This is a genomic window from Mycoplana dimorpha, assembly GCF_003046475.1.
GTDB lineage: Bacteria > Pseudomonadota > Alphaproteobacteria > Rhizobiales > Rhizobiaceae > Mycoplana > Mycoplana dimorpha.
Window position 1 is genome coordinate 490,497 of sequence record NZ_PZZZ01000003.1, and the last position, 26,083, is coordinate 516,579.

25 protein-coding genes and 1 pseudogene are annotated in these 26,083 nt (G+C 65.5%); 18 read left to right on the plus strand and 8 right to left on the minus strand.

Annotated features, from left to right (window positions below; translation table 11 throughout):
• The 8 genes from C7449_RS09175 to C7449_RS09210 all read left to right on the plus strand — a co-directional run bounded on the left by C7449_RS09175 (nucleotide 1) and on the right by C7449_RS09210 (nucleotide 5,991).
• On the plus strand, nucleotides 1-348 hold the full coding sequence (locus C7449_RS09175; RefSeq protein WP_108002685.1) for a YciI family protein: 348 nt from the start codon (nucleotides 1-3) through the stop codon (nucleotides 346-348).
• Nucleotides 349-351: 3 nt separating this feature from the next.
• A complete protein-coding gene (gene odhB / locus C7449_RS09180) occupies nucleotides 352-1,584 on the plus strand; it encodes a 2-oxoglutarate dehydrogenase complex dihydrolipoyllysine-residue succinyltransferase (RefSeq protein ID WP_108002475.1) in 1,233 nt (410 codons plus the stop codon).
• Between the two features lie 10 nt (nucleotides 1,585-1,594).
• Nucleotides 1,595-2,008, plus strand: coding sequence for an MAPEG family protein (locus tag C7449_RS09185; RefSeq protein WP_108002476.1), 414 nt, complete (start codon nucleotides 1,595-1,597; stop codon nucleotides 2,006-2,008).
• 42 nt (nucleotides 2,009-2,050) lie between these two features.
• Nucleotides 2,051-2,692 (plus strand): LysE family transporter, encoded by a 642-nt coding sequence (locus C7449_RS09190; RefSeq protein ID WP_108002477.1) that lies wholly within the window; start codon nucleotides 2,051-2,053, stop codon nucleotides 2,690-2,692.
• Nucleotides 2,693-2,695: 3 nt separating this feature from the next.
• Nucleotides 2,696-3,199 carry a hypothetical protein gene (locus C7449_RS09195; RefSeq protein WP_108002478.1) on the plus strand — a complete coding sequence of 168 codons (504 nt, stop codon included), beginning with the start codon at nucleotides 2,696-2,698 and terminating at the stop codon, nucleotides 3,197-3,199.
• Nucleotides 3,196-3,948 (plus strand): SDR family oxidoreductase, encoded by a 753-nt coding sequence (locus C7449_RS09200; RefSeq protein WP_108002479.1) that lies wholly within the window; start codon nucleotides 3,196-3,198, stop codon nucleotides 3,946-3,948. The genes C7449_RS09195 and C7449_RS09200 overlap by 4 nt, the downstream gene beginning before the upstream one ends.
• A 25-nt stretch (nucleotides 3,949-3,973) precedes the next feature.
• Nucleotides 3,974-5,377 (plus strand): dihydrolipoyl dehydrogenase, encoded by a 1,404-nt coding sequence (gene lpdA, locus C7449_RS09205; RefSeq protein ID WP_108002480.1) that lies wholly within the window; start codon nucleotides 3,974-3,976, stop codon nucleotides 5,375-5,377.
• Nucleotides 5,378-5,493: 116 nt separating this feature from the next.
• The gene (locus C7449_RS09210) at nucleotides 5,494-5,991 is read left to right on the plus strand and encodes a cytochrome b (protein ID WP_108002481.1); all 498 of its coding nucleotides are present in this window, start codon (nucleotides 5,494-5,496) and stop codon (nucleotides 5,989-5,991) included.
• Nucleotides 5,992-5,998: 7 nt separating this feature from the next.
• Here the strand turns inward: C7449_RS09210 and C7449_RS09215 are convergent, their stop codons facing one another.
• Entirely contained in the window at nucleotides 5,999-7,075 is a 1,077-nt protein-coding gene (locus tag C7449_RS09215; protein WP_108002482.1) for a TraB/GumN family protein, read from the minus strand.
• A gap of 126 nt (nucleotides 7,076-7,201) precedes the next feature.
• The gene (locus C7449_RS09220; RefSeq protein ID WP_108002483.1) at nucleotides 7,202-8,137 is read right to left on the minus strand and encodes a tyrosine recombinase XerC; all 936 of its coding nucleotides are present in this window, start codon (nucleotides 8,135-8,137) and stop codon (nucleotides 7,202-7,204) included.
• Nucleotides 8,138-8,248: 111 nt separating this feature from the next.
• Between C7449_RS09220 and C7449_RS09225 the strand changes: the two genes are divergently transcribed.
• The 10 genes from C7449_RS09225 to C7449_RS09270 all read left to right on the plus strand — a co-directional run bounded on the left by C7449_RS09225 (nucleotide 8,249) and on the right by C7449_RS09270 (nucleotide 20,125).
• Nucleotides 8,249-9,151, plus strand: coding sequence for a GNAT family N-acetyltransferase (locus C7449_RS09225; protein WP_108002484.1), 903 nt, complete (start codon nucleotides 8,249-8,251; stop codon nucleotides 9,149-9,151).
• A gap of 55 nt (nucleotides 9,152-9,206) precedes the next feature.
• Entirely contained in the window at nucleotides 9,207-10,340 is a 1,134-nt protein-coding gene (locus C7449_RS09230; protein ID WP_108002485.1) for an AAA family ATPase, read from the plus strand.
• A gap of 61 nt (nucleotides 10,341-10,401) precedes the next feature.
• Entirely contained in the window at nucleotides 10,402-12,606 is a 2,205-nt protein-coding gene (locus tag C7449_RS09235; protein WP_108002486.1) for a primosomal protein N', read from the plus strand.
• A gap of 217 nt (nucleotides 12,607-12,823) precedes the next feature.
• On the plus strand, nucleotides 12,824-13,207 hold the full coding sequence (locus C7449_RS09240) for an AGROH133_08824 family phage infection protein (RefSeq protein ID WP_108002487.1): 384 nt from the start codon (nucleotides 12,824-12,826) through the stop codon (nucleotides 13,205-13,207).
• 265 nt (nucleotides 13,208-13,472) lie between these two features.
• Nucleotides 13,473-14,039 (plus strand): F0F1 ATP synthase subunit delta, encoded by a 567-nt coding sequence (locus tag C7449_RS09245; RefSeq protein WP_108002488.1) that lies wholly within the window; start codon nucleotides 13,473-13,475, stop codon nucleotides 14,037-14,039.
• Nucleotides 14,039-15,568, plus strand: a complete 1,530-nt coding sequence (atpA, locus tag C7449_RS09250; RefSeq protein WP_108002489.1) for a F0F1 ATP synthase subunit alpha — start codon at nucleotides 14,039-14,041, stop codon at nucleotides 15,566-15,568. The genes C7449_RS09245 and atpA overlap by 1 nt, the downstream gene beginning before the upstream one ends.
• 28 nt (nucleotides 15,569-15,596) lie before the next feature.
• The gene (locus C7449_RS09255; RefSeq protein WP_108002490.1) at nucleotides 15,597-16,472 is read left to right on the plus strand and encodes a F0F1 ATP synthase subunit gamma; all 876 of its coding nucleotides are present in this window, start codon (nucleotides 15,597-15,599) and stop codon (nucleotides 16,470-16,472) included.
• Nucleotides 16,473-16,498: 26 nt separating this feature from the next.
• On the plus strand, nucleotides 16,499-18,019 hold the full coding sequence (gene atpD / locus C7449_RS09260; RefSeq protein WP_108002491.1) for a F0F1 ATP synthase subunit beta: 1,521 nt from the start codon (nucleotides 16,499-16,501) through the stop codon (nucleotides 18,017-18,019).
• A 71-nt stretch (nucleotides 18,020-18,090) separates the two neighbouring features.
• Nucleotides 18,091-18,495: a F0F1 ATP synthase subunit epsilon gene (locus C7449_RS09265; RefSeq protein WP_108002686.1), complete on the plus strand. Its 405-nt coding sequence runs from the start codon at nucleotides 18,091-18,093 to the stop codon at nucleotides 18,493-18,495.
• Between the two features lie 202 nt (nucleotides 18,496-18,697).
• Complete coding sequence (locus tag C7449_RS09270) at nucleotides 18,698-20,125, plus strand: mannose-1-phosphate guanylyltransferase/mannose-6-phosphate isomerase (RefSeq protein WP_108002492.1); 1,428 nt, start codon at nucleotides 18,698-18,700, stop codon at nucleotides 20,123-20,125.
• 16 nt (nucleotides 20,126-20,141) lie between these two features.
• Here the strand turns inward: C7449_RS09270 and C7449_RS09275 are convergent, their stop codons facing one another.
• The 6 genes and pseudogenes from C7449_RS09275 to C7449_RS09300 all read right to left on the minus strand — a co-directional run bounded on the left by C7449_RS09275 (nucleotide 20,142) and on the right by C7449_RS09300 (nucleotide 26,082).
• Nucleotides 20,142-20,879 carry a metallophosphoesterase family protein gene (locus tag C7449_RS09275; RefSeq protein ID WP_245414332.1) on the minus strand — a complete coding sequence of 246 codons (738 nt, stop codon included), beginning with the start codon at nucleotides 20,877-20,879 and terminating at the stop codon, nucleotides 20,142-20,144.
• A 103-nt stretch (nucleotides 20,880-20,982) separates the two neighbouring features.
• Nucleotides 20,983-21,828, minus strand: a complete 846-nt coding sequence (locus C7449_RS09280; protein WP_146165060.1) for a DUF6030 family protein — start codon at nucleotides 21,826-21,828, stop codon at nucleotides 20,983-20,985.
• A 279-nt stretch (nucleotides 21,829-22,107) separates the two neighbouring features.
• Complete coding sequence (locus C7449_RS09285; RefSeq protein ID WP_108002495.1) at nucleotides 22,108-23,829, minus strand: ABC transporter substrate-binding protein; 1,722 nt, start codon at nucleotides 23,827-23,829, stop codon at nucleotides 22,108-22,110.
• Between the two features lie 71 nt (nucleotides 23,830-23,900).
• Complete coding sequence (locus C7449_RS09290; protein WP_108002496.1) at nucleotides 23,901-24,320, minus strand: DUF2160 domain-containing protein; 420 nt, start codon at nucleotides 24,318-24,320, stop codon at nucleotides 23,901-23,903.
• A pseudogene (locus C7449_RS09295) lies at nucleotides 24,320-25,105 on the minus strand (carbohydrate ABC transporter permease); the annotation flags it as partial. The gene C7449_RS09290 and the pseudogene C7449_RS09295, both read right to left, overlap by 1 nt.
• Nucleotides 25,106-25,215: 110 nt before the next feature.
• Nucleotides 25,216-26,082 (minus strand): carbohydrate ABC transporter permease, encoded by an 867-nt coding sequence (locus C7449_RS09300; RefSeq protein WP_108002498.1) that lies wholly within the window; start codon nucleotides 26,080-26,082, stop codon nucleotides 25,216-25,218.
• Nucleotide 26,083 lies beyond the last annotated feature (1 nt).

Consider the following 26,083-nt stretch of genomic DNA (forward strand, 5'->3'; position numbering starts at 1 on the left):
GTGGCATATTTTCACTTGAAACTTGTGCCGCCGCGCCCAACCTTCCCGCATGACGCGAGTGCAAAGGAAATGGAGACGATGGACCGCCATGCCGACTACTGGCGCAGCCAGGCCGCCGCCGGAACGGCAATCGCCGTCGGCCCGGTTCTCGAAGGCGAGGGCGCCTGGGGCTTGGCGGTGATCGAAGCGGAGGACGAGGGTGCGGCGCGCGCGCTTGCCGACGCCGACCCGGTCATCCGCGCCGCCATCGGCTTCCACTATCAGATATCGACCATGCCGAGCCTGATCCTGCGTTCGAAAGACGCGGGATCGCCACAGAATTCAACCTTTCAACATTTCAGGACTTGAACAATGGCTACTGAAATCCGCGTCCCGACCCTTGGTGAATCCGTCAGCGAAGCGACGGTCGGCACCTGGTTCAAGAAGGTCGGCGATGTCATCAAGGCAGATGAGCCGATCGTCGAACTCGAAACCGACAAGGTGACGGTCGAGGTGCCGGCGCCGGCATCCGGCGTGCTCTCCGAAATCCTCGCCGGGAACGGCGAAACCGTCGGCCTCGGCGCGCTGCTCGGCCAGATCGCCGAAGGCGCATCCGCCGGCGCCGCGGCTCCGGCTGCAAAGGCTGCCGAGCCCGTTGCTGCTGCCGCCGCCCCGGCTGCATCCGCTGCGGCCGTTTCCTCCATGCCGCCGGCTCCGGCCGCCGCCAAGATGCTCGCCGAAAACAGCCTGTCGGCCGAGCAGGTCGACGGCTCCGGCAAGCGCGGCCAGGTGCTGAAGGGTGATGTGATCGCCGCCGTCGCCAGGGGCATCTCCGCCCCGGCCGCTCCGGCTGCTCCGGCCGAGCCGATCAAGATCGCCCGCGCACCGTCCTCGGAGGCCGACGCGCCGCGCGAGGAGCGCGTGAAGATGACGCGCCTGCGCCAGACGATCGCCAAGCGCCTCAAGGATGCCCAGAACACCGCCGCCATGCTGACCACCTACAACGAGGTGGACATGAAGGCGGTGATGGACCTGCGGGCCCGCTACAAGGACATCTTCGAGAAGAAGCACGGCGTGAAGCTCGGCTTCATGGGCTTCTTCACCAAGGCCGTGACGCACGCGCTGAAGGAACTGCCGGCCGTCAACGCCGAGATTGACGGCACCGACATCATCTACAAGAACTACTGCCACGTCGGCGTCGCCGTCGGCACCGACAAGGGCCTCGTCGTTCCGGTCGTGCGTGACGCCGACCAGATGTCGATCGCCGAGATCGAGAAGGAAATCGGCCGCCTCGGCAAGGCCGCCCGCGATGGGCAGCTGTCGATGGCCGACATGCAGGGCGGCACCTTCACCATCTCCAACGGCGGCGTCTACGGCTCGCTGATGTCCTCGCCGATCCTGAACGCGCCGCAGTCGGGTATCCTCGGCATGCACAAGATCCAGGAGCGGCCGGTCGTCGTCGCCGGCCAGATCGTCATCCGCCCGATGATGTACCTGGCGCTGTCCTACGACCACCGGATTGTCGACGGCAAGGAAGCGGTGACCTTCCTCGTACGCGTCAAGGAAAGCCTGGAGGATCCCGAGCGTCTGGTTCTGGACCTCTAAGGGCTGCATTATGGACGCAGCAGCGCCTGCCGCATCCGCCTTTGTCACGCTCGTGGCCTGGAGCGCGGCGCTGCTCGTCCTGCAGGTGGGGCTGCAGGGCGCCCTGTCCACGCTGGAGCTCGGGCCGAAATGGAACGCCGGCCCGCGCGACGACCGGCGCAAGCCGGCCGGCGTGCTGGCGGGTCGGGCGGAGCGCGCCTCGGCCAACCTGCGCGAGACCTATCCGGTCTTCGTCGGCCTGGCGCTGGCGCTGGCGATCGTCGGCGATCCTTCCGGCTGGGGCTATCGGGGCGCCCTGATCTGGCTCGGCTGCCGCATCCTCTATGTTCCGCTCTATCTCGCTGGTATTGCTTATATCCGTTCACTGATTTGGCTCGGCGCCCTGGCCGGGCTGTTCTGCATGTTCGCTGCCTTGGTTCTATGATCGACGCGCCACGCCCGCGTGGATGCGACCCGGAGACCTGAGATGCATACCTACTTGATCGAGCTTGCCTCGCTGATGGCGATCTTCTCCTTCGCCATCGTCTCCCCCGGCGCCGACCTGGCCATGGTCATGCGACAGTCGATCCTGCACGGTCGACGCGCGGCGATCGTCACCTCCCTCGGCATCGGCGCCTCGCTGATGGTCCACGTCACCTACACGATCCTGGGGCTTGGGCTGATCATCTCCCAGTCGATCTACCTCTTCAACGTCGTCAAGTGGTGCGGCGTCGCCTATCTCGTCTACATCGGCGTCAAGGCGCTGCGGGCAGGGGCGACCGAGATCGCTCCGGGTTCGGCGGCAGTGATTGCCGGCGAAAAGCGCCAGTCGGCTGCGCGGGCCTTCGGGCTCGGCTTCATGGCCAATGCGCTGAACCCCAAGGCGGTGTTCTTCTTCCTGTCGATCTTCTCGACCGCGGTCAGCGCGCACACGCCGATGATGGTGAAGTTCGGCTACGGCCTGGTCATGGCGACGTGCCTGATCCTCTGGTTCGTCGGCGTCTCGATGTTCATGACGACGCCGAAGATGCGCGCTGCCTTCTCGCGGGCCAGCAAGTGGATCGACCGCACCAGCGGCGTCGTCTTCATCGCGCTCGGCATCAAGCTTGCCACGCAGCGGGCAGGGTGAGCGATGCGCAACCAAGCCGTTCTGGCCACTTTCCTGCTGCCGCTGCTTGTCGCAAACACGTTCGCCGCCGAGTGCCGGCAGGAGCGCGCCGTCTATGGCGACCGCGACGGCGCCTATGAACTCGCCTTCGAGCCGGTCGGCTCGGAGGCCGCCGCCGCCACGCACCGCTTCAAGGTGCGGGCGGTCAAGGGCGAACTCGTCCTCGACGGTCACATCATGATGGCGGACGAGGTCACCCGCTCGATCGGCATGATCATGAACGCGTGCCCGGGCGGCGATGTGACCGGCGATGAGCTTGCCGCCTGCACCGTGTGGCAGGGCGTCATCTATCCAATCGACAAGGCCGGAGCGCTGTCCGAGGCGGTCCCCGCCGAGAACAGCGATGCCGCCGACCGGCTGCTGATCGCCGGCTTCGGCCCGGCGCTGCGCTTTTCCAGGGCCTGGGAGGAGGCGAAGCTTAACATCGCTCCCTGGGACGAACTGACCTTCAAGGAGTGCGCGCAATGACCGACCACCCCGTGCTGCTCGTCACCGGTGGAAGCCGCGGCATCGGCGCCAGCACCTGCAGGCTGGCCGCGGCCGCCGGCTGGCAGGTGGCGGTGAACTACGCCTCCAACGCGGCTGCGGCCGAGGCCGTGGTCGCCGAGATCCGCGACGCCGGCGGTTCGGCCGTCGCCGTCGAGGGCGATGTCGGGACGGAGGCCGGGCTGGCCTCGATCTTCGCCGCCGTCGACGCGACCTTTTCTCGGCTCGACGGGCTGGTCAACAATGCCGGCATCGTCGGCCATCCCGCCCGCCTCGACGAGATTTCCGTCGAGCGCCTCGAGCGCATGTTCGCCGTCAACGTGATCGGCTCGATCCGCTGCGCGCAGGAGGCGGTGCGGCGCATGTCGACCCAGCATGGCGGCCGCGGCGGTGTGATCGTCAACGTTTCGTCCATGGCGGCCATCCTCGGATCGGCCGGGCAGTACGTCGATTACGCGGCCAGCAAGGGCGCGATCGACACCTTCACGATCGGCCTCGCCCGCGAGGTTGCCGCCGAGGGCATACGCGTCAATCTCGTGCGGCCGGGCATCATCGACACCGACATCCATGCCTCCGGAGGCCTGCCTGACCGGGCCCGCGATATGGCGGCAGCCATTCCGGTGCAGCGCGCCGGCGCACCGGACGAGGTTGCGCAATCGATCCTCTATCTACTTTCGGACGCGGCATCCTATGTGACGGGTGCCGCCCTCAACGTCAGCGGCGGCCGCTAGCCGCCGCGCTCAGGAAGGACTGTTCATGGCATATGATCTCGTTGTAATCGGCTCCGGTCCCGGCGGCTATGTCTGCGCCGTCAAGGCGGCGCAGCTCGGCCTCAAGGTGGCGATCGTCGAAAAGCGCGCCACCTACGGCGGCACCTGCCTCAATGTCGGCTGCATCCCCTCGAAGGCGCTGCTGCACGCCTCGGAAATGTACAGCCACGCCGCCCACGGCATGGATGCGCTCGGCATCGAGGGCCTGGCGCCGAAGCTGAACCTCGAAAAGATGATGGGCCACAAGGACGCGACGGTGAAGGCCAACGTCGACGGCGTCGCCTTCCTGTTCAAGAAGAACAAGATCGAGGCGTTCCAGGGCACCGGCAAGGTGCTCGGCGCCGGCAAGGTCGCCGTCCTCGGCGAGAAGGGCGAGCAGGTGCTCGAGACCAAGGCGATCGTGATCGCCACCGGTTCGGACGTCGCCGGCATTCCGGGCGTGCCGGTCGAGATCGACGAGAAGGTGATCGTGTCCTCGACCGGCGCGATCGCGCTCGACAAGGTGCCGGAGAAGCTGGTCGTCGTCGGCGGCGGCGTGATCGGCCTCGAGCTCGGCTCGGTCTGGCAGCGCCTCGGCGCCAAGGTCACGGTGGTCGAATACCTCGACACCATCCTCGGCGGCATGGACGGCGAGGTCTCCAAGCAGTTCCAGCGGATGCTCGCCAAGCAGGGCATGGAGATCAAGGTCGGCGCCAAGGTTACGGGCGTCGAGAAGACCGCAGGCGGCGCGAAGGTGACGTTCGAGCCCGTCAAGGGCGGCGAGGCCGTAACGGTCGAAGCCGACGTCGTGCTGATCGCCACCGGCCGCAGGCCCTACACCGAAGGCCTCGGCCTCGCGGAGGCGGGCGTCGCCATGGACAAGCGTGGCTTCGTCGAGATCGACGACCACTTCCAGACGACCGTCAAGGGCGTCTATGCGATCGGCGACGTCGTGCGCGGCCCGATGCTGGCCCACAAGGCCGAGGACGAGGGCGTGGCACTTGCCGAGATCCTCGCCGGCCAGGCGGGCCACGTGAACTACGACGTCATCCCGGGCGTCGTCTATACGCAGCCGGAAGTCGCCTCCGTCGGCAAGACCGAGGAAGAGCTGAAGGCCGCCGGTGTTGCCTACAAGGTTGGCAAGTTCCCGTTCATGGCCAACGGCCGCGCCCGGGCGATGCTCGCCACCGACGGCTTCGTCAAGATCCTGGCTGACAAGGAGACCGACCGGGTGCTCGGCGGCCACATCGTCGGCTTCGGCGCCGGCGAGATGATCCACGAGATCGCCGTGCTGATGGAATTCGGCGGCTCGGCCGAAGACCTCGGCCGCACCTGCCACGCGCACCCGACCATGTCGGAGGCGGTCAAGGAGGCGGCCCTGGCGACCTTCTTCAAGCCGATTCACATGTAAAAACGCAAACGGCGGATTAAATTTCCTCCATGTTGGAAGCCGCGGCTTGTCTATCGAGCCGCGGCTTTTATTTTCAGGAGGTCGTGTCCCTTAAATTATTGATAAAGGGCAAGAAAATGTCGATCTCCACGCTCTCCTATTCGCTGTCCCAGCGGCTTGTCCACTGGGTCATGGCAGCGCTCATCCTGTTCAATCTGCTTTTCGCCGACGACATGCATAAACTTTGGCGCGTCGTGAGAACCGGCGGCAGCCCGTCGACGGACCAGATTGCGGCGGCGAACCTGCATGCCTATGTCGGCATTGCGGTTCTCTGTCTTGCGATCGTCAGGCTCGTTCTGCGCCTCGCGCTCGGCGCGCCGGAGGCTCCGGCCGAAGAACCGCCGCTGTCAAGGCTTGCGGCGAAGATCGCGCATGCGACCTTCTACCTGCTGTTCTTCGCCATGCCGCTCAGCGGGATTGCCGCTTACTATTTCGGCGTTCGCAGTGCAGCGGACCTGCACGCCGATCCGATGAAGGTGTTGATGTGGGTGCTGATCGTCGGGCACGTCGCAGCCGTGCTCGTGCACCAGTTCTACTGGAAGACCGCCCTGGTGCAGCGCATGACGCGGGGGTGAGGGCGGCCTAAAGCATGGGGGTCACGGTGAAGCCCTCCTGCCGCAGCAGTTCCACGAGGCCTTCCTTGCCCGGCAGGTGAAGGGCGCCGACGGCGACGAAGGCGTTGCCGGCGTCGAGAATCGGCGCTGCCCGCTCCGCCATGCGGTGGTTGCGGTCGATGATGATGCGCTGCTCGAAGTCGGCATAGCCGGCTTCGCCGTCCTGACCTTCCGGCACGGCTGCGCGCATCATCGGCATGATCATGCCGGTCTGGCCGGCCAGATAGAGCTGGCTCATCGTCTCGATCACGTCCTCGATGCCGTCGCCGAGCTGGACCACCTCGATGAGGCCGGCGAGCTGCGGCTCGACCGGCAGGGAATCGAGCGCCGAAATCTGTTCGAGCAGGGTTTCCAGGCCCTTCAGCGTCTTGCCGTCCCGAATGGCGTCCTTCGCGAGCTGCTGGTCGAGGAAGGCCGCACCAGACTGCTTGCGCGCCATTTCGCAGGCCGGGAGCGCCACGAAGCTGGCGATCATCCAGGGCTTCATGCGCGAGACGGCGGCGAGCGACATTCCGCGCGCTTTCAGGCCGGCGGCCAGGATCGCTGAATCCTTCTTGCCAAGCAGGCCGGGGATCGTGCGTCCGTCGGTGAACATGGTGAGGTCCGGGCGCGCCAGCAGGGCGGCGCTCGCCTTCTTCTCGTCTGCGATCTCGTCGGACTCGATGACCACGGTCCCGGCGGCCTTGTAGGCGTCGGAAGCCCCCTTCGGCATGGCGAGCACGCGCGGATCGGTCACATGCATCGTGCCGAGCAGGTAGGACGGTGGCGTACCAGCCTTCTCGATTCGCCAGAAGATGCCCTCGCCGTTCGGCGTCGCCTTCGCCTCCTGGATCAGCCTGGAATAGGCGGCGGGGTCGTCGGCCTCGAGCCGCGGCAGCAGGTTCTGCCCGTGGCATTTGGTGGCGGCGCTGGCAGGCGAAAGCGAAAAAAGGAGGGAAAGAAACGCGACGGCGGCGATGATGTGGGCGGTCGCTACCAGCCACAGGCAGGCGTCGGCGAGGCGGTCCGCCAACCCGGTCCGGCCCTGCAGATTGAAGCGGTACATGGCATTGCCTCCAGCTGATGTCGCGGCACCCTAGCGACCGGGCCCTCACAATCCCTTAATGGGGCCGGAGAGCGGGGAGGGGGATCGACACTGTTGGCACGGCGTCGCGGCGTTTGCGTGGCGGGCTCAGGCGCGCGGGTGCGCCCGATCGTAGATTTCCAGCAGCCTGGCCGAATCGACGCCGGTATAGACCTGGGTGGTGGAAAGGCTGGCATGGCCAAGCAGTTCCTGGATCGTGCGAAGGTCGCCGCCGCCGGCGAGCAGGTGGGTCGCAAACGAATGGCGTAGCGCGTGCGGCGTGGCGCTGTCGGGCAGGCCGAGGGCGCCGCGCAGTTTCTGCATCTCTCGCTGGATGATCGCCGCCTGCAGCGGCCCGCCGCGGGCGCCGCGGAAGAGCGGCTCGTTGGCGGCGAGCGGAAAGGGGCAGAGGCGGATGTAGTCGGCAACGCCCGTGCGGGCCGCCTCGAGCAGCGGCACGATCCGCGTCTTGCCGCCCTTGCCGGTAATGCGCAGCGCGTTCGGCGCCCCGGAGAAATCGTCCGGCGTCAGCGACAGCGCCTCGGAGATGCGCAGGCCGCAGCCATAGAGCAGCGTCAGCACCGCCGCATTGCGCACGCTGATCCACGGCTCCTCGGCGAGCTGCGCGCCGGCGTCGACGACGGCGAGCGCCTGCTGGTCGGTCAGCGGCTTCGGCAGCGATTTCGGCTGCTTAGGCGAGCGGATCGCCGCCGCCCCCGCCGCATTGGCAAGGCCCTTGCGCTCGAGATGGCGCAGGAAGGAACGCAGGCCTGCGAGGCCGCGGCCGAGCGTTCGGGCGCCGGCACCATCGCGCCGGCGCGCCGCGAGAAACCCGCGCAGGTCGGCGGGGCGCAGGTGGTCGATGTCCTTGAGCCGGGCGGGCGCGGCGAGGTGGCCGGTCAGGAAGGCGAGGAACTGGCGGGTGTCGCGCTCGTAGGCCTCGATCGTGTTGGCCGACAGCCGGCGCTCGTCGGCGAGCGCCGAAAGCCAGCGCGCACGTTCTTCGAGCAGCGCCTGGTCGGCGATGATGAGCAGTTGATCCATGCCCGCATCCTGCGACCTCCCGGTTAGGGATTTGCTAACATTGACTTCGCGCCTGTCACGCTTAGATCATATGCAACTGCGATACCGGGCTGAATTCGGACAGGCGCAACCATGGCAAGACGGGATTCGGCAACGGCGTTGGCACAATTCACAGAATCGCTGGCGCTGGTCTCGCAGGGGCGGCCCGGACATATCGTCGACACGCTGATCGCCGAGCGCGGCACCCGCATCGTCCGCCACCCGCTCTGGCCGGTCATGCGGCCCTTTCTCTACACGTTGCTCAATTATCGGCGGGCGATCGAATTTGCCGATGCGGTCGCCAATATGCCGGGATTCCAGGCCTTCGAGCTGCTGAGCGATATCCTCAGGCTCGACGTGGCCGTCCACGCCGCCGAGCGCATTCCCAAAAAGGGCGGCTTCCTGCTGGTCAGCAATCATCCGACCGGAATTGCCGACGGCATCGCCATGTTCGACCTGCTGAAGCAACGCCGGCCGGACATGATGTTCTTCGCCAACCGGGATGCCATCCGCGTCAATCCGCGCTTCGTCGAGATGATCATTCCCGTCGAGTGGCGCGAGGAGCACAAGAGCAAGCTGAAGACGCGCGAGACGCTGCAGATCACCAATCGGGCGATCGCCGAAGGCAAGGCTGCGATCCTCTTCCCGTCCGGCCGCATCGCCTATTGGGCCGATGGGCGGCTGAACGAGCGGCCATGGAAGCTGTCGGCCGTGTCGCTGGCGCGCAAATACGATCTGCCGATCCTGCCCGTGCACATGAGCGCGCGCAATTCCGGCCTGTTCTACTGGCTGGCGAAATGGTCGACGGAACTGCGCGACATGACGGTGTTCCACGAGCTCCTCAACAAGAAGAGCAACCGTTTCGAGTTCACGATCGGCAACATCATCCAGCCGGACGAACTTGCCGGCGATCCGGTCGAGGTGACCAAGGCGCTCGAGCGGCACAGCGTTACCGCCCTGGCGCAGGATCCGGACGCGCGCTTCTGCGTCGGATGAACGTCGGCGGGTAATTTCCCTTTTCTCCGGTGTGCGAAATCGCTTAGGTGAAGGGATGCTGCTGCGTTCGATGCTTGCCGAAAACTACCGATCGCTCCGGTCGATCCGCATGGACCTCGGCCAGGTGAACCTGTTCGTCGGCGAAAACGGCACCGGCAAGTCCAACCTCTACCGCTCGCTGCAACTCGTGCAGGCGGCGGCGAAGGGGACCCTGGCGCAGGAGATTGCCGCCGAAGGCGGCATGGCGTCGGTGCTGTGGACCGGCCGGCGGCGTCCGAACGAGCCGGTGCGCATCCGCCTGGAGGCCGAACTTCTCGACGAGGAGCGCGCGATCACCTTCCGCTATCGGATCGAGGCGGGGCTGCGGCCGCCGGTGGCCGCCGGCTTTGCCTTCGAGCCGCAGGTCAAGACGGAGGAGCTGGCGGTCGAGACCGGCCGGCGTCCGGTGACGATGATGCGCAGGGCAGGCCCCAGCATCATGGTTCGCGACGAGAGCGGCCGTATGGAGGAGCATCCCGAACAGGCGCTGACCTCGGAAACGGCGCTCGCCCTCCTCGGCGACGGCGGTCACTATCCGGAGGTCGGCACCTTTCGGCGCGCGGTCGCGCAATGGCGGTTCTTCCACGGCTTTCGCACAGACCGCGACTCGCCGCTGCGACAGCCCTGCCTTGCCGTCACGGCGCCCATGCTCAACGAGGACGGCGGCAATCTGGCGGCGGTGATCGCCACGCTCGCACACATTCGCGAGGACACGACCGAGCTTGGCCGCGCCATCGCCGATGCCTTCGAGGGTGCTAAGCTGTCGGTTCCCGAACCCGGCGAATTTGCCACTTTCGGGCTGGTTTTCCCGCAGTTTCCGCAGCGCGTCTTCCAGCCGCGCGAGCTTTCCGACGGGCAGATTCGCTTCCTGGCGCTTGCGGCGGCGCTGCTGTCCTATCGGAGCCCTCCGCTGGTGGCGCTGAACGAGCCGGAGGCGAGCCTGCACCCGTCGATGCTGACGCCGCTGGCCGCGATGATCGCGCATGCGGCCCGCTCCAGCCAGGTCTGGCTCGTCACGCACTCCGATGCGCTTGCGCGCGAAGTCGAGCGGCGGTGCGGCGTGCGGGCGAAACGGGTGATCCGCAACGACGGCGCGACCTGGATCGACGGCATGCGCCTGACCGGCGAGATCGGGGAGGAGGAGGGTTGAGCGCGCGCTTCATTGTCATCCGAACCGGCGCGCGGCGCCTGGTCACACTGAGCGGCGCGCGATGAACCGCCTGACCGACGATCTCTTCGGCGGCCCGTCCGTTGTCCGCACGGTGCCGGTTCTGGTGCCGATGCCGGCGCCGCGTCCCTATTCCTATTCGGTGCCGGAGGGCATGGCGGTCGAGCCCGGCTCGATCGTGCAGGTGCCGCTCGGACCGCGGCTTGTGGCCGGCGTCGTCTGGGATCCGGTGGCCGAGGACAATGTCGATCCGAAGAAGCTGCGGCCGATCGAAAAGGTGTTCGACTGCCCCCCGCTGACGAAGGATATGCGCGCCTTCGTCGACTGGGTCGCGGCCTACACGCTGACGCCGCCGGGGCTCGTGGCGCGCATGGCGCTGCGGGCGCCGGCCGCCTTCGATCCCGAGCCGATGGTGGAGGGCCTGCGCTTCACCGGCGTCCGCCCTGAGCGGATGACGGCGGCGCGCGAGCGCGTGCTGGCGCTGGTCGAGGAAGGTCTTACCTGGACCCGGTCCGGCCTTGCCCATGCCGCAGGCACCTCATCCAGCGTGATCGATGGCCTGACCGCGCAGGGAAGCTTCGAGACCATTTTCCTGCCGCCGCCGCCGGTGGTCGCCAGGCCCGATCCCGACTATGCCGCGCCGCGCCTGGAGGGGCCGCAGGTCGACGCCGCCGCAGACCTGGTGGAAAAGGTGCGCGACGACCGCTTCGGCGTGGCGCTGATCGACGGCATCACCGGCTCGGGCAAGACGGAAGTCTATTTCGAAGCGATCGCCGAGACGTTGCGGCAGGGCCGGCAGGTGCTCATCCTGCTCCCCGAAATCGCCTTGACGGCGAGTTTTCTCGAGCGCTTCCAGCATCGCTTCGGCTCCAAGCCGGCAGAGTGGCACTCCGAACTGGCGCCCCGCACCCGCGAGAAGGTCTGGCGGCAGGTGGCCATGGGCGAGGTACGCGTCGTCGCAGGCGCCCGCTCGGCGCTGTTCTTGCCTTTCGAGGATCTCGGACTCGTCGTCGTCGACGAGGAGCACGACCCCGCCTACAAGCAGGAGGACCGCGTCTTCTACAATGCCCGCGACATGGCCGTTGTACGCGCCCGGATCGGCGACTTTCCGGTCGTGCTGGTGTCTGCGACGCCGTCGGTGGAGAGCCGGGTAAACGCCGATCACGGCCGCTACCAGGCCCTGCACCTGCCGACCCGCTTCGGCGAGGCGGCGCTGCCGGATCTGCATCTCGTCGACCTCCGGCGCCATCCCCCGCAGCGCGGCGGGTTCCTATCGCCTGTCATGCTGCGCGCCATCGGCAAGACGGTGGAGCGGGGCGAGCAGGCGCTGCTCTTCCTGAACCGCCGCGGCTACGCGCCCTTGACGCTCTGCCGGGTCTGCGGCCACCGCTTCCAGTGCCCGCAATGCTCGAGCTGGCTCGTCGAGCACCGCTTCCGCGGCCAGATCCAGTGCCACCATTGCGGCTATGCCGAGCGCACGCCGGAGGCCTGTCCCGAATGCGGCACCTTCGACCATCTTGCCGCCTGCGGTCCGGGCGTCGAGCGCATCGCCGAGGAGGTCGAGAAGCATTTTCCCGAGGCGCGCACGATCGTGCTGTCGTCCGACCTGATGGGGGTCAAGCGGCTGCGGCTCGAGCTGGAGGCAATCGCCAAGGGGGAAGCCGACATCGTCATCGGCACCCAGCTCGTCGCCAAAGGGCACAATTTCCCGCTGATGACGCTGGTCGGCATAGTCGATGCGGACCTCGGATTATCGAACGGCGATCCGCGCGCCGCCGAGCGAACCTTCCAGCTGCTCTCTCAGGTGACGGGACGGGCCGGTCGAACCGGCCTGAAGAGCCACGGCCTGATCCAGACCTACCAGCCGATGCACCCGGTGATGCAGGCGATCGTGTCGGGCGATGCGCGAGACTTCTACGAGCGCGAGATCGGTGAGCGCGAGCGGGCGATGCTGCCGCCGTTCGGCCGGCTCGCCTCCGTCATCGTCTCGGCCGACAGCCGGGTGGAGGCGGAAAGCCACGCCCGCGCCCTGCGGCAGGCGGCTCCGGGCGTATCCGGCATTGCCATCCTCGGTCCGGCCGAGGCGCCGCTGGCGCTGATCCGCGGCCGGCATCGCTTCCGCTTGCTCGTGCATGGCCAGCGCTCCAGCGACATGCAGGCCTATCTCCGGGCGATGCTCGCCAACGGGCCGAAGGAGCGCGGCTCCATCCTCGTGCAGGTGGACATCGACCCGCAGAGTTTCCTTTAACCCGGATCATGCCCGGGACGGATTCGGCAGGGTGGCAGATTGTCGCAGGCGGGGCGCGCGCCTTTTGAACGGCGACAACTGAAAGTGGCGGCAGACGGGGAGGAGCGCGTCGATCCCGCCGTTGTGAACGCCGTGCAAAACCGGGCCCGGCGGATTCCGTGTCGCGGGCGATTGTGCCATAAGGCAAGCGGATCCGTAGCAAGCGGCGGGGGTATGCATGGAATTCTACGTTCCGACCGAAACAGGAGAGCTGCTCGCCTTCTGTGGCGCGCTGATGGCCGGGCTACTGGGGCTGGTCGGCCTTTTCGCGCCGCGCCTGTCCCTGAAGGCCCTCGGTCTGCAGTTGTGCGATCATAGCGCGGAAGGCTATGCCGCGGCCCGTTCGCTTGGCGGCTTCCACGCCGGACTGGCGCTGGCCGCGGTCATGGTGGCGCAGGATTGGGCCTATCTCGCCCTGGGCTCCGCCTTCGCGCTGGCAGCGTTCGGCCGCATTCTGTCGCTCATGTCCGACGCCTCGTTCAGCCTGAAAAACCTTGCCCTGCTGGCGATCCAGGTGGTTCTGGCGGCGCTGCCGCTCGCCTATGTTTTCGGTTTTGTCTGACCGGGTTCAAGGCGCCGTAACGGGGTAAACCATCGCGGCAGATTCAATTTCGCCAAAATTCGCGGCGAGGCTGTTTCAGTTATCCTGTATTCCTGCGCCGCGGCGTGTTGCGAGTCCGAAGTTCCTATGCTAGACGAACCGCGAATTTCAGAAAGAGCGGGCGTCAAAGCCCTGCGAGAACTGAAAAATAATCGCAACTAATTCAGGGTGTTGGATTTACGGTCCGGCCGCAAGCTGCCGCTCTGGATGAAGATAAGAGAAGCTTGTGCCCGTGGCAGACACATCCCACATTGTTTCCGGTGTTGCAGAAAGGTACGCGTCTTCGCTTTTCGAGCTGGCGCTCGAAGCCGGTAGCGTCGAGGTAGTTGGTTCCGACCTGGACCGCTTCCAGTCGATGATCGATGGCAGCGATGACCTGAAGCGCCTGATCCTCAGCCCGGTCTTCTCCGCCGACGAGCAGGTGCGGGCCGTGGCGGCAATTGTCGAGCGGGCCGGGTTCACGGGGCTGGTAGTCAATTTCCTCAAGGTTGTGGCGTCCAATCGCCGGCTGTTTGCCGTGCCGGGGATGATCCGGGCCTATCGCGCCATTGCGGCGCGTCATCGCGGTGAGATCACCGCCGAAGTAACCTCCGCGCACGCCCTTGGGGTCGAGCAGGAGATCGAATTGAAGGCGGCGCTCAAGGGCGTCACCGGCAAAGACGTGGCGATCGCCGTCACTGTCGACCCGTCTATCCTCGGTGGTCTGATCGTCAAGGTCGGTTCCCGCCAGATCGACACCTCCCTTCGCACCAAACTCTCTACCCTTAAGCTTGCACTGAAAGAGGTCGGCTGATGGATATCCGCGCCGCGGAAATCTCCGCAATTCTCAAAGATCAGATCAAAAACTTCGGCAAAGAGGCGGAAGTCTCGGAAGTCGGCCAGGTGCTCTCCGTCGGTGACGGTATCGCCCGCGTCTATGGCCTCGACAACGTCCAGGCCGGCGAAATGGTCGAATTCCCGGGCGGAATTCGCGGCATGGCGCTGAACCTGGAAAGCGACAACGTCGGTGTCGTTATCTTCGGCTCGGACCGTGACATCAAGGAAGGCGACACCGTCAAGCGGACCGGCGCCATCGTGGACGTCCCGGTCGGTCCGGAACTGCTCGGCCGCGTCGTTGACGCGCTCGGCAACCCGATCGACGGGAAGGGCCCGATCAACGCCAAGCAGCGCTCGCGCGTTGACATCAAGGCTCCGGGCATCATCCCGCGCAAGTCGGTGCATGAGCCGATGTCGACCGGCCTCAAGGCCATCGACGCCCTCATCCCGGTCGGCCGCGGCCAGCGCGAACTCGTCATCGGCGACCGCCAGACCGGCAAGACCGCGATCATCCTCGATACGTTCCTGAACCAGAAGCCGATCCACGACAACGGCCCGGACCAGGACAAGCTGTACTGCGTCTACGTCGCCATCGGCCAGAAGCGTTCGACGGTTGCTCAGTTCGTCAAGGTGCTCGAAGAGCGCGGCGCGCTGCAGTACTCGATCATCGTTGCCGCAACCGCTTCCGACCCGGCGCCGATGCAGTACCTCGCTCCGTTCGCCGGCTGTGCGATGGGCGAATACTTCCGCGATAACGGCAAGCATGCGCTGATCGGCTACGACGACCTTTCCAAGCAGGCCGTTGCCTACCGCCAGATGTCGCTGCTGCTGCGCCGCCCGCCGGGCCGCGAAGCCTATCCGGGCGACGTCTTCTACCTGCATTCCCGCCTGCTCGAGCGCGCTGCAAAGCTGAACGACGACATGGGCGCCGGCTCGCTGACCGCTCTGCCGGTCATCGAAACGCAGGGCAACGACGTTTCGGCGTTCATCCCGACCAACGTGATCTCGATCACCGACGGCCAGATCTTCCTCGAAACGGACCTGTTCTACCAGGGTATCCGCCCGGCCGTTAACGTCGGTCTGTCGGTTTCCCGCGTCGGCTCTGCCGCGCAGGTCAAGGCGATGAAGCAGGTTGCCGGCTCGATCAAGGGCGAACTCGCCCAGTATCGCGAAATGGCCGCCTTCGCCCAGTTCGGCTCGGACCTCGACGCTGCGACGCAGCGCCTGCTGAACCGCGGTGCACGCCTGACCGAGCTCCTGAAGCAGCCGCAGTTCTCGCCGCTGAAGACGGAAGAGCAGGTCGCGGTGATCTTCGCCGGCGTCAATGGCTACCTCGACAAGCTGCCGGTCAACCAGGTCGGCGCGTTCGAGCAGGGGCTGCTGTCGTACATGCGTACGGAAGGCAAGGGCATCCTCGACGCCATCCGCACGGAGAAGGCCATCAGCGACGACACCAAGGGCAAGCTCAAGGCTGCTCTTGACGCCTTCGCCAAGTCTTTCGCCTGATCGGGCTCCATTCTAGGACGGATATGGGATGCCTTCACTCAAGGATCTGAAAAACCGGATCGCCTCTGTCAAGGCGACGCAGAAGATCACCAAGGCGATGAAGATGGTCGCCGCGGCGAAGCTTCGGCGTGCGCAGGAGGCGGCCGAGGCCGCCCGGCCCTATTCGCAGCGCATGGGTTCGGTCCTGGCCAACATCGCTCAGGCGGTCGGCCAGGACGATGCGGCGCCGCGACTGATGACGGGCACCGGCAAGGACGACGTGCACCTGCTCGTCGTCTGCACCGCCGAACGCGGCCTCTGCGGCGGTTTCAACTCGCAGATCGCCCGCCTTGCTCGTGACCACACGCGCAAGCTCCTTGCCAATGGCAAGACGGTCAAGATCATCTGCGTCGGCAAGAAGGGCTTCGACATCCTTCGCCGGGACTTCGCATCGCTGATCATCGACAGAGTCGACCTGCGTGAGGTCAAGCGCATCGGCTTTGCCAATGCCGACGAGATCGGCCGCAAGGTGATCGGGCTGTTCGAAAAGGGCGAGTTCGACGTCTGCACGCTGTTCTACTCGGAGTTCAAGTCGGTCATCGCGCAGATCCCGACCGCTCAGCAGCTCATCCCGGCCTCGGCTGATGACGTTGCGGTCGAGACCGACGGCGCGATCTACGACTACGAGCCGGATGCGGCGGCGATCCTCGGTGATCTCATCCCGCGCAACATCTCCGTCCAGATCTTCCGGGCCCTGCTCGAGAACGTCGCCGGCGAGATGGGTGCCAAGATGAGCGCCATGGACAATGCGACGCGCAACGCCGGTGAGATGATCGACAAGCTGACGCTCAGCTACAACCGCCAGCGTCAGGCTCAGATCACCAAGGAACTCATCGAAATCATCTCGGGCGCCGAAGCGCTCTAAGGACCAGGACAAAGAGGGTAAGAATCATGGCTAAGGCAGCTACCCCGAAAGAAACCGCAGCGGAAAAGAAGCCCGCTGCACCGCGCAAAACGGCAGCCGCCAAGGCCGCATCGATTTCCATTTCCGCCCCTGGCGCAACCGGCCGCGTGACCCAGGTCATCGGCGCCGTCGTCGACGTCGCCTTCGACGGTCACCTGCCGCTCATCCTGAACGCGCTTGAGACCGACAACAATGGTCATCGTCTCGTTCTCGAGGTTGCCCAGCACCTCGGCGAAAACACCGTCCGTGCCATCGCCATGGACTCGACCGAAGGTCTCGTTCGCGGCCAGCCGGTCACCGATACCGGTGGCCCGATCTCGGTTCCGGTTGGTGACGAAACGCTCGGCCGCATCATGAACGTCATCGGCGAGCCGGTCGACGAAGCCGGTCCGCTGGTCACGAAGGCGAAGCGCGCCATCCACCAGGACGCCCCGGCCTATGTCGAGCAGTCGACGGAAGCCCAGATCCTCGTCACCGGCATCAAGGTCGTCGACCTTCTGGCTCCTTACGCAAAGGGCGGCAAGATCGGCCTGTTCGGCGGCGCCGGCGTTGGCAAGACCGTTCTGATCATGGAACTGATCAACAACGTCGCCAAGGCGCACGGCGGTTACTCGGTGTTTGCAGGCGTGGGTGAGCGTACCCGCGAAGGCAACGACCTCTACCACGAAATGATCGAGTCCGGCGTTAACAAGCTGGGCGGCGGCGAAGGCTCCAAGGCTGCCCTCGTCTACGGTCAGATGAACGAACCGCCGGGCGCCCGCGCACGCGTCGCTCTCACCGGTCTGACGATCGCCGAGGACTTCCGCGACAAGGGCCAGGACGTTCTGTTCTTCGTCGACAACATCTTCCGCTTCACCCAGGCAGGTTCGGAAGTGTCGGCTCTGCTCGGCCGTATTCCTTCGGCCGTGGGCTACCAGCCGACGCTCGCAACCGACATGGGGCAGATGCAGGAACGCATCACCACGACCACAAAGGGCTCGATCACCTCGGTCCAGGCGATTTACGTTCCCGCCGACGACTTGACCGACCCGGCGCCGGCAACCTCGTTCGCCCACCTGGACGCGACGACCGTTCTGTCGCGCTCGATCGCCGAGAAGGGCATCTACCCCGCCGTCGACCCGCTCGACTCGACCTCGCGCATGCTTGATCCGATGGTCGTCGGCGAAGAGCACTACCAGGTCGCCCGCCAGGTGCAGACGACGCTGCAGCGCTACAAGGCCCTGCAGGACATCATCGCCATCCTCGGCATGGACGAGCTGTCGGAAGACGACAAGCTGGCTGTTGCGCGCGCCCGCAAGATCGAGCGCTTCCTGTCGCAGCCGTTCTTCGTGGCCGAAGTCTTCACCGGTTCGCCGGGCAAGCTGGTCGCCCTCGAAGACACGATCAAGGGCTTCAAGGGCCTCGTCAACGGCGAGTACGACCACCTGCCGGAAGCTGCCTTCTACATGGTCGGCTCCATCGAGGAAGCCGTCGAGAAGGCGAAGAAGCTGGCCGCTGAAGCCGCTTGATGCCGACAGTCTCGGGCGCCCGCTGGCCGGGCGCCTGTTTCGACCTGATGAAATCAGAAAAGTGAATGGTCATGGCCGATTTCAACTTTGAACTCGTCTCTCCGGAGCGCCTACTGCTTTCCGAAAGCGTCAGCGCCGTCGTCATTCCGGCGACGGAGGGCGAAATGACCGTCATGGCCAACCATGCACCGACGATGACGTCGTTGCAGCCGGGCGTCGTGACCGTAAAGTTCGCGGACGGCAAGACCGACCGTTACGTTGTATTCGGCGGTTTCGCCGACATCCTGCCGACCGGGTGCACCCTGCTTGCAGAATCGGCCGTGCATGTCGACGAGGTCAGCCGCGACGACATCCTCAAGCGCGTCGAAGTCGCTCGTGGCGAGCTGGAAGCCGCGCTGAACGACGAGCATCGTGCTTCGATCGAGCGGTATATCGCGCAGCTTGGCACGGTCCAGGGAACGATCCTGCCGGCCTGAAAGGATCGGTCGGACGAAAATTGAACCCCGCCTCGGCGGGGTTTTTTGTTGCCGCGTCCGCCAGGGTGTCGAGTGTCCTTAACTACAACCGAAGATGCTCTGCCGGGGCGGACTATTTGCTTTGAAACGGCACGGTTTTGCTGTTTCTATGCGCCGACCGGGCCGGCGGTGGGCGGCCTGCCATTCGTTGCTGGGAATGTCCATGTCCGATAAAATCATCCCGATCATCATGGCGGGCGGCAAGGGGACCCGCCTATGGCCCCTGTCGCGCTCGACGGCGCCGAAGCAGTTCATGGAACTGACCGGCGAGCGGACGCTGTTTCAGCGCACCCTCGGGCGGGTCGCCGATCGGGACCTGTACGAGGCGCCCATCGTCCTGACCAACGCCGAATTCCGGTTCCTGGTGGCCGAACAGGCCCGCCAGCTCGATTGCCCGCTTGCAAGGATCCTTCTGGAGCCGGTGGCGCGCAGCACCGCGCCGGCGCTGGCCGTGGCAGCCGTCGTGGTCGCCCGCGACTTCGGCGATCAGGCCGTTATGCAGGTGCTGGCTTCCGATCACGAGATCGTCGCGGATGCGACCTATTTCGGCTGTGTGGCGCGGGCGAGGGAGGCCGCCAAGGCGGGACGGCTGGTGACGTTCGGCATCACCCCGACCGAGCCGGCGACCGGCTACGGCTACATCGAGACCGGTGCCCCGCTCGATGGCGGCGCCTTCGCCGTGAAACGCTTCATCGAGAAGCCGCAGCGCGAGAAGGCAGAGCAGATGATCGCCGCCGGCGGCCACCTCTGGAACTCCGGCATGTTCATGCTGCCGGTCGGCCCGTTCCTGAAGGAATTGCGTGAACTGGCGCCCGAGGTTCTCGATGCCGCGACCCGCGCGGTTGCCGGGGCCCGCCACGACCTCGACTTCGAGCGGCTTGATCCGGACGCCTTTGCCGCGGCGCCCGACATTTCCATCGACTATGCGATCTTCGAGAAGACCCCGATCGCCGCGGTCGTCCCGGCCGCGATCGAATGGTCCGACCTCGGCAGCTGGGACGCGGTCTGGAAGCTCGGTTCGCGCGACGAGGCCGGCAACGTCGCCGAGGGACGAACGACACTGCTCGATACCTGCAATTCGCTGGTGCTGTCGAAGGACATCCACGTCGCCGTGCAGGGCCTGTCGGACATCGCCGTCATCGCCAGCGAGGATGCCGTCTATGTCGGACGCCTCGAAGACAGCCAAAACGTCGGCAAGCTCGTCAAGCATCTCGCCTCGATGGAAAAGACCGCACCGCTGACGGAAACGCACCGTACGGCCTACCGGCCCTGGGGCGGCTATACCTCGGTGCTGAACGGCGAGCGCTTCCAGGTCAAGCGGCTGTTCGTCAAGCCGGGCAAGCGGCTTTCGCTGCAGAAGCACCACCATCGCTCCGAGCACTGGATCGTCGTGCGGGGCACGGCGGAGGTGACGATCGGCGAAAGGACGATCCCGCTGCGGGAGAACGAGTCGGTCTACATTCCGCAGGGCGAACTGCATCGGCTCGCCAACCCCGGCAAGATCCTGCTGGAACTGATCGAGGTCCAGACCGGCTCCTACCTCGGGGAGGACGACATCATTCGTATCGAGGACGAGTTCGGCCGCCAGTAGTCGCCGCCCATCCGGTTCAGAGCACACGGGCGCCCGAGGCGTCGATCTTGAGCACCGTCAGCCGGCCGGTGGCGAAGCAGCCGGTGTCGATGCCGATGCGGCCGGGTGCAAATTCCGGGGCGGCCGACGGCGTGTGGCCGTGCACGGCGATGAGCGGCAGGCCCGGCCCGACCGACAGGAAGGGCTCGCGGATCCAGATCAGGTCCTCGTCGGTCTGCGCTTCCAGCGCGACCCCTGGGCGCACACCGGCGTGGACAAAGAGATAGCGCCCGGCCTGGAGACAGACCGGCAGGCTGGCGAGAAAGTCGACGTGGCGCTGCGGGATGGCATCCCTGACCGTTTTCAGGACGCCGCTGCCACCCTCGAGCACGACCTCGAAATCGATCCCGTAGGAGGCGAGCGTCCGTGCGCCGCCGAAATCGGGCCCGAGCCAATAGATCCAGGCGAGCGGATCGCGGATGAAATTCAGGAAGGCATCGTCGTGATTGCCACACAGGGCAATGCGGGCGAGACCGTCCTGATGCTCCTTGCTCAGGTGGTCGAGGACTGCGGCGGTCTCGGGCCCCCGGTCGACGTAGTCGCCGAGATAGACGATCATCGCCTCGCTTGGCGCCCGCTTCACATCCTCGCGGATGCGGGTCTCCGCGTCGAGCAGCTGGCGGAAGCAGCCGTGCACGTCGCCGATCGCATAGATCGTCGGCAGCGGCGGCTCCAGCAGTAACCGTCTCCTGCCACGGCCGGCGGTCGTTTTCATCTCCAGAATTCTGTCGCGCAACGCGGCCATGGCCCAGTCTAGGACGACCACCGAGCAAATTCACCACTTCGTTTGCGTCGCGAGCCGAGGGGAGGCTCGGAGATTACAAGTCTCGACGGGACGCCATCGGCGGATCCGGCATCGGCAGCCACCGGCGCCGGTCGAAGTAGTCGGGCAAGGAGGTGTTGTTCGGCCGCGTGCGGTCCGGGGTGATGATGAAATTGTAGCGAGGCGTTTCGCCGGACTCCTTTTTCAAACGAATGCGGCTGCCCAACTGGGCGATATCGAACTCCTTCAAAGTCCTGATGTCGTCCAGCAACTCGGCCTTCTCGTCCCACTGCATCTCGGCGAGGAAGGTCTCGACCGCGGCGATGGCGGCGCCGGTCACATCGGCGCGGCTGCCGTCATTCTCCAAGTTCAGCTTGATGCGAAAGGAATCGAGGCGGGCCTGGTCGCTGCCGCGGATCGAGAGGTACAACGAGCTGTTCGGGTCCTCCGTACTGCCGCCAACCTGGAATTCGCGGTAGGACGCGCATTCCCAGCCGTCGTGCGCCGCGCTCTGCTGCCACCCGTCATTGACGAAGCCGCGCGACTCCAGTGCCCGGCAGAGCTGCTCCGGGGCGCTTGCCATCGGTCGGACGAAAGTCGTTTCCACTGGCGCTATGCGGGCGATGAGATGCTCCGGGACTTCGATCTTGCGCTGAGGGAGGCGATCGGTGCGAGCCGCGCGCGGGTGCTGCTCAGGGGCGATCGCCCGCGAAGCGATCGGGTCATGGCCGAAGCGGCCAATCAACCGGTTCAGGTTCCGAAAGTCGTTGGCGACAAGGACGGTGGCGGCGATGGCGGAGAGGACGCCCAGCGTCAGAAGCGCGAACAGGATCTTGCCGGATCTGCCTTTCCGCTGTTCAGCCATGCCGCAGTGACGCTGCCCGATCGCTGCAAGGGCCACCGGTCCGGCTCGGGCCGGCCGGCCGATGGCATGGGTCCGCGGTGCTTCGGTGATAGGGCACAATGGTTTCGTCGGCAAGCCGCGGGCCGGGTGTGCCGGGCGGCCGCGGCTCACGGGGGACGCACCCTGGAGCGGTGGTTGCGAAGGACGTAGTCTCCATTGCGCTGACGGCGTAGGGCGATGTGTTGTGCCTTTATCGGGCGAAACGAAAGCCGCCCGGAGGTCTCCCTCCGGGCGGTGTTTTCATGGTCCAGTTCCACATGGGCATCGTCTGGCTGCTTACTGCTCCCAGCTCTTGACGAGTTCGTCGTAATTGACGGTCTGCGGCTGTTCCTTCTCGTTCTCGATCTTCAGCTGCGGCGCGAGGTTGCCCTTGGCGACCGCATCCTTGTTCCAGTACTCGAGGTCGTGCTCTTCGGCGAGCTTCGGACCGATGTCGCCCTGGACACCTGCGCGTTCCAGGCGGCTCAGCACCTGTTCCTGCTCGGCGCACAGCGAGTCCATGGCTTCCTGCGCGGTCTTCGCACCCGAGGACGCGTCGCCGATCGCCTGCCACCACAGCTGGGCCAGCTTGGGGTAGTCAGGAACGTTCGTGCCGGTCGGCGACCACTGGACGCGGGCCGGCGAGCGGTAGAACTCGATCAACCCGCCGAGCTTCGGAGCGCGGTCAGTGAAGCTCTTATGCTGGATCGTGCTTTCGCGCGTCAGCGTCAGACCGACATGGCTCTTCTTGACGTCCACCGTCTTGGAGGTGACGAACTGCGCATAGAGCCAGGCGGCCTTGGCGCGATCGTCGGGTGTCGACTTGAGCAAGGTCCAGGAACCCGCGTCCTGGTAGCCGAGCTTCATGCCGTCCTTCCAGTAGACGCCGTGGGGCGAGGGGGCGAAGCGCCACTTGGGCGTGCCGTCCTCGTTGACCACGGGCAGACCGTCCTTGACCATGTCCGCGGTGAAGGCCGTGTACATGAACATCTGCTGGGCGATCTCACCCTGGGCCGGCACCGGTCCGGATTCGGAGAAGGTCATCCCCTGGGCAGCAGCCGGTGCGTAGGCCTTGATCCAGTCGAGATACTTCTGGATCGCGTAGACCGAGGCCGGGCCGTTGGTGTCGCCGCCCCGGGCGACGCACGAGCCGACCGGACGCGACTTCTCGTCGACCTTGATGCCCCACTCGTCGACCGGCAGACCGTTCGGCAGGCCCTTGTCGCCGTTGCCGGCCATCGACAGCCAGGCATCGGTGAAGCGCCAGCCGAGCGACGGGTCCTTCTTGCCGTAGTCCATGTGGCCATAGACCTTCTTGCCGTCGATCTCGCGGCCGGTGAAGAACTCGGCGATATCCTCATAGGCCGACCAGTTGACCGGAACGCCGAGATCGTAGCCGTACTTCGCCTTGAAGTCGGCCTTGTTCTTCTCGTCGTTGAACCAGTCGTAGCGGAACCAGTAGAGGTTCGCGAACTGCTGGTCGGGCAGCTGGTAGAGATCGCCATCCGGAGCCGTGGTGAACTTCAGGCCGATGAAATCGTCGAGGTCGAGGTTCGGGTTGGTGACATCCTTGCCCTCGTTCGCCATCCATTTCGTCAGCGAACGGGCCTGCTGGTAGCGCCAGTGCGTGCCGATCAGGTCGGAGTCGTTGATGTAGGCGTCGTAGATGTTCTCACCCGACTGCATCTGTGTCTGCAGCTTCTCGACGACGTCGCCCTCGCCGATCAGGTCGTGCGTGAGCTTGATGCCGGTGATTTCCGAAAACGCCTTGGCGAGAACCTTGGATTCGTACTCATGCGTGGTGATCGTTTCCGAGACGACCTTGATGTCCATGCCGGCAAACGGCTTGGCGGCGTCGATGAACCATTGCATTTCCGCTTCCTGGGCGGCGCGGTCGAGCGTCGACATGTCGCCGATCTCGGCATCGAGGAATTTCTTTGCCGCCTCCATATCCGCGTTTGCCGTGCCGGTGAGGGCCAGCAGCATGACTGCCGTACTCGTCAGAAGATGCCTTCGCATATTGTCCTCCCTAAGGTTTTGCGACTGCACATTTGAAAAGCCGGTGTGTCCGGCCTCTCGTTCTCGTTGCCTCACACGTAGCGGAACACGCCGATGGCGTAGACGACGCAGAGCGCAAGTGCCCACCACAGGCTGGGGCCGACAAGCCCCAGCCATGCGAGATTGATGAATGCCGACCCGAGCAGCGACAGGAACAGCCGGTCGCCGCGGGTCGTCTCGAAGCGCAGGATGCCAAGGCGCGGGTTGCCGCCGGGTCGGGCGTATTCCCAAACCGCCATCAGCGACAGAAGCGCGAAGATGGACAGGAAGAACATCGCGGTCGGAAAGGTCCAGGCCATCCAGCCGCCGGGAATGAGCGGCGCAAACCAGTCGCGCGCGCCGTCCTTGACCGGCAGCGACAGGACGAGCAGCCCGGCCGCTAGCCCGTAGACGACTAGGACGGAGACTAGCGCCAGTGGCCAGCGTTTGTTGGAGTTCGAAACGACGGCCATCATACCCTCCCCAGCGCAAAGCCCTTGGCGATGTAGTTGCGGACGAAATAGATCACCAGCGCCCCGGGGATGATCGTCAGCACGCCGGCGGCGGCGAGCACGCCCCAGTCCATGCCCGACGCGGAGACCGTGCGCGTCATCGTCGCGGCGATCGGCTTGGCCGCCGTCGTCGTCAGCGTGCGGGCGATCAACAGCTCGACCCAGGAGAACATGAAGCAGAAGAAGGCGGCGACCCCGATACCGGAGGCGATCAGCGGCACGAAGATCCTGGCGAAGAATCTCGGGAACGAGTAGCCGTCGATATAGGCCGTCTCGTCGATCTCCTTCGGCACGCCCGACATGAAGCCCTCGAGGATCCAGACGGCGAGCGGCACGTTGAAAAGGCAGTGCGCCAGGGCGACGGCGATGTGTGTGTCGATCAGGCCGAAGGCGGAATAGAGCTGGAAGAACGGCAGCGCGAAGACGGCCGGCGGGGCCATGCGGTTGGTCAGCAGCCAGAAGAACAGGTGCTTGTCGCCGAGGAAACGGTAGCGCGAGAACGCGTAGGCCGCCGGCAGCGCCACCGCGACCGAGATCACCGTATTCATCACCACGTAGATGATCGAGTTGATGTAGCCCGAGTACCAGGCCGGATCGGTGAAGATGACGATGTAGTTCCGGAGCGTCGGGTTCTGCGGCCACAGCGAGAAGGTGCCGGTGATCTCCGTGTTCGTCTTGAAGCTCATGTTGACGAGCCAGTAGATCGGCAGCATCAGGAACAGGATGTAGAGCGTGGGGACGATCCAGCCCATGTTGGGGCGCGGCGCGGCGGCCTCGACGCGGACCCTCGAAGCGCTCGGTGCGGAGACCTTCGCCGAAGCCTGGGTTTCAACGCCTGCGGTCATCTCGTTCTCCCTCACGCCTGCTCGTCGCTGCTGGTCATGACCGTGTAGAAGATCCACGACAGCAGCAGGATGATCAGGAAGTAGATGATCGACATGGCGGCCGCCGGCCCGAGGTCGAACTGGCCGATCGCCATCTTGACGAGGTCGATCGACAGGAACGTCGTGGAATTGCCCGGGCCGCCGCCGGTGACGACGAAGGGTTCGGTGTAGATCATGAAACTGTCCATGAAGCGCAGCAGGAAGGCGATCAGAAGCACGCGTTTCATCTTCGGCAGCTGGATGTAGCGGAACACCGCCCAGCGCGAGGCGCCGTCGATCTTGGCGGCCTGGTAATAGGCTTCGGGGATCGAGACGAGGCCGGCATAGCAGAGCAGCACGACGAGGCTCGTCCAGTGCCAGACGTCCATGACGATCAGCGTCACCCAGGCGTCGAACACGTCGTTGACGTAGTTGTAGTCGAGGCCGAGGGCCGACAAAGCGAAGCCAAGCAGGCCGATGTCGACGCGGCCGAACACCTGCCAGATCGTGCCGACCACGTTCCATGGGATCAACAGCGGCAGCGCCATCAGCACGAGGCAGACGGGTACGCCAATGCCCTTCTTCGGCATGTTGAGCGCGATCAGGATGCCGAGCGGGATCTCGATCGCCAGGATGATGACGGAGAACAAAAGATTGCGGCCGAGCGCCGCCCAGAAGCGGTCGGAATGCAGGATGTCGACGAACCAGTCGGTGCCGGCCCAGAAGAACTGGTTGTTGCCGAAGGTGTCCTGGACCGAGTAGTTCACCACCGTCATCAGCGGGATGACGGCCGAGAACGCCACCAGCAGCAGCACCGGCAGCACCATGAACCAGGCCTTGTTGTTCCAGGTCTTTTCCACG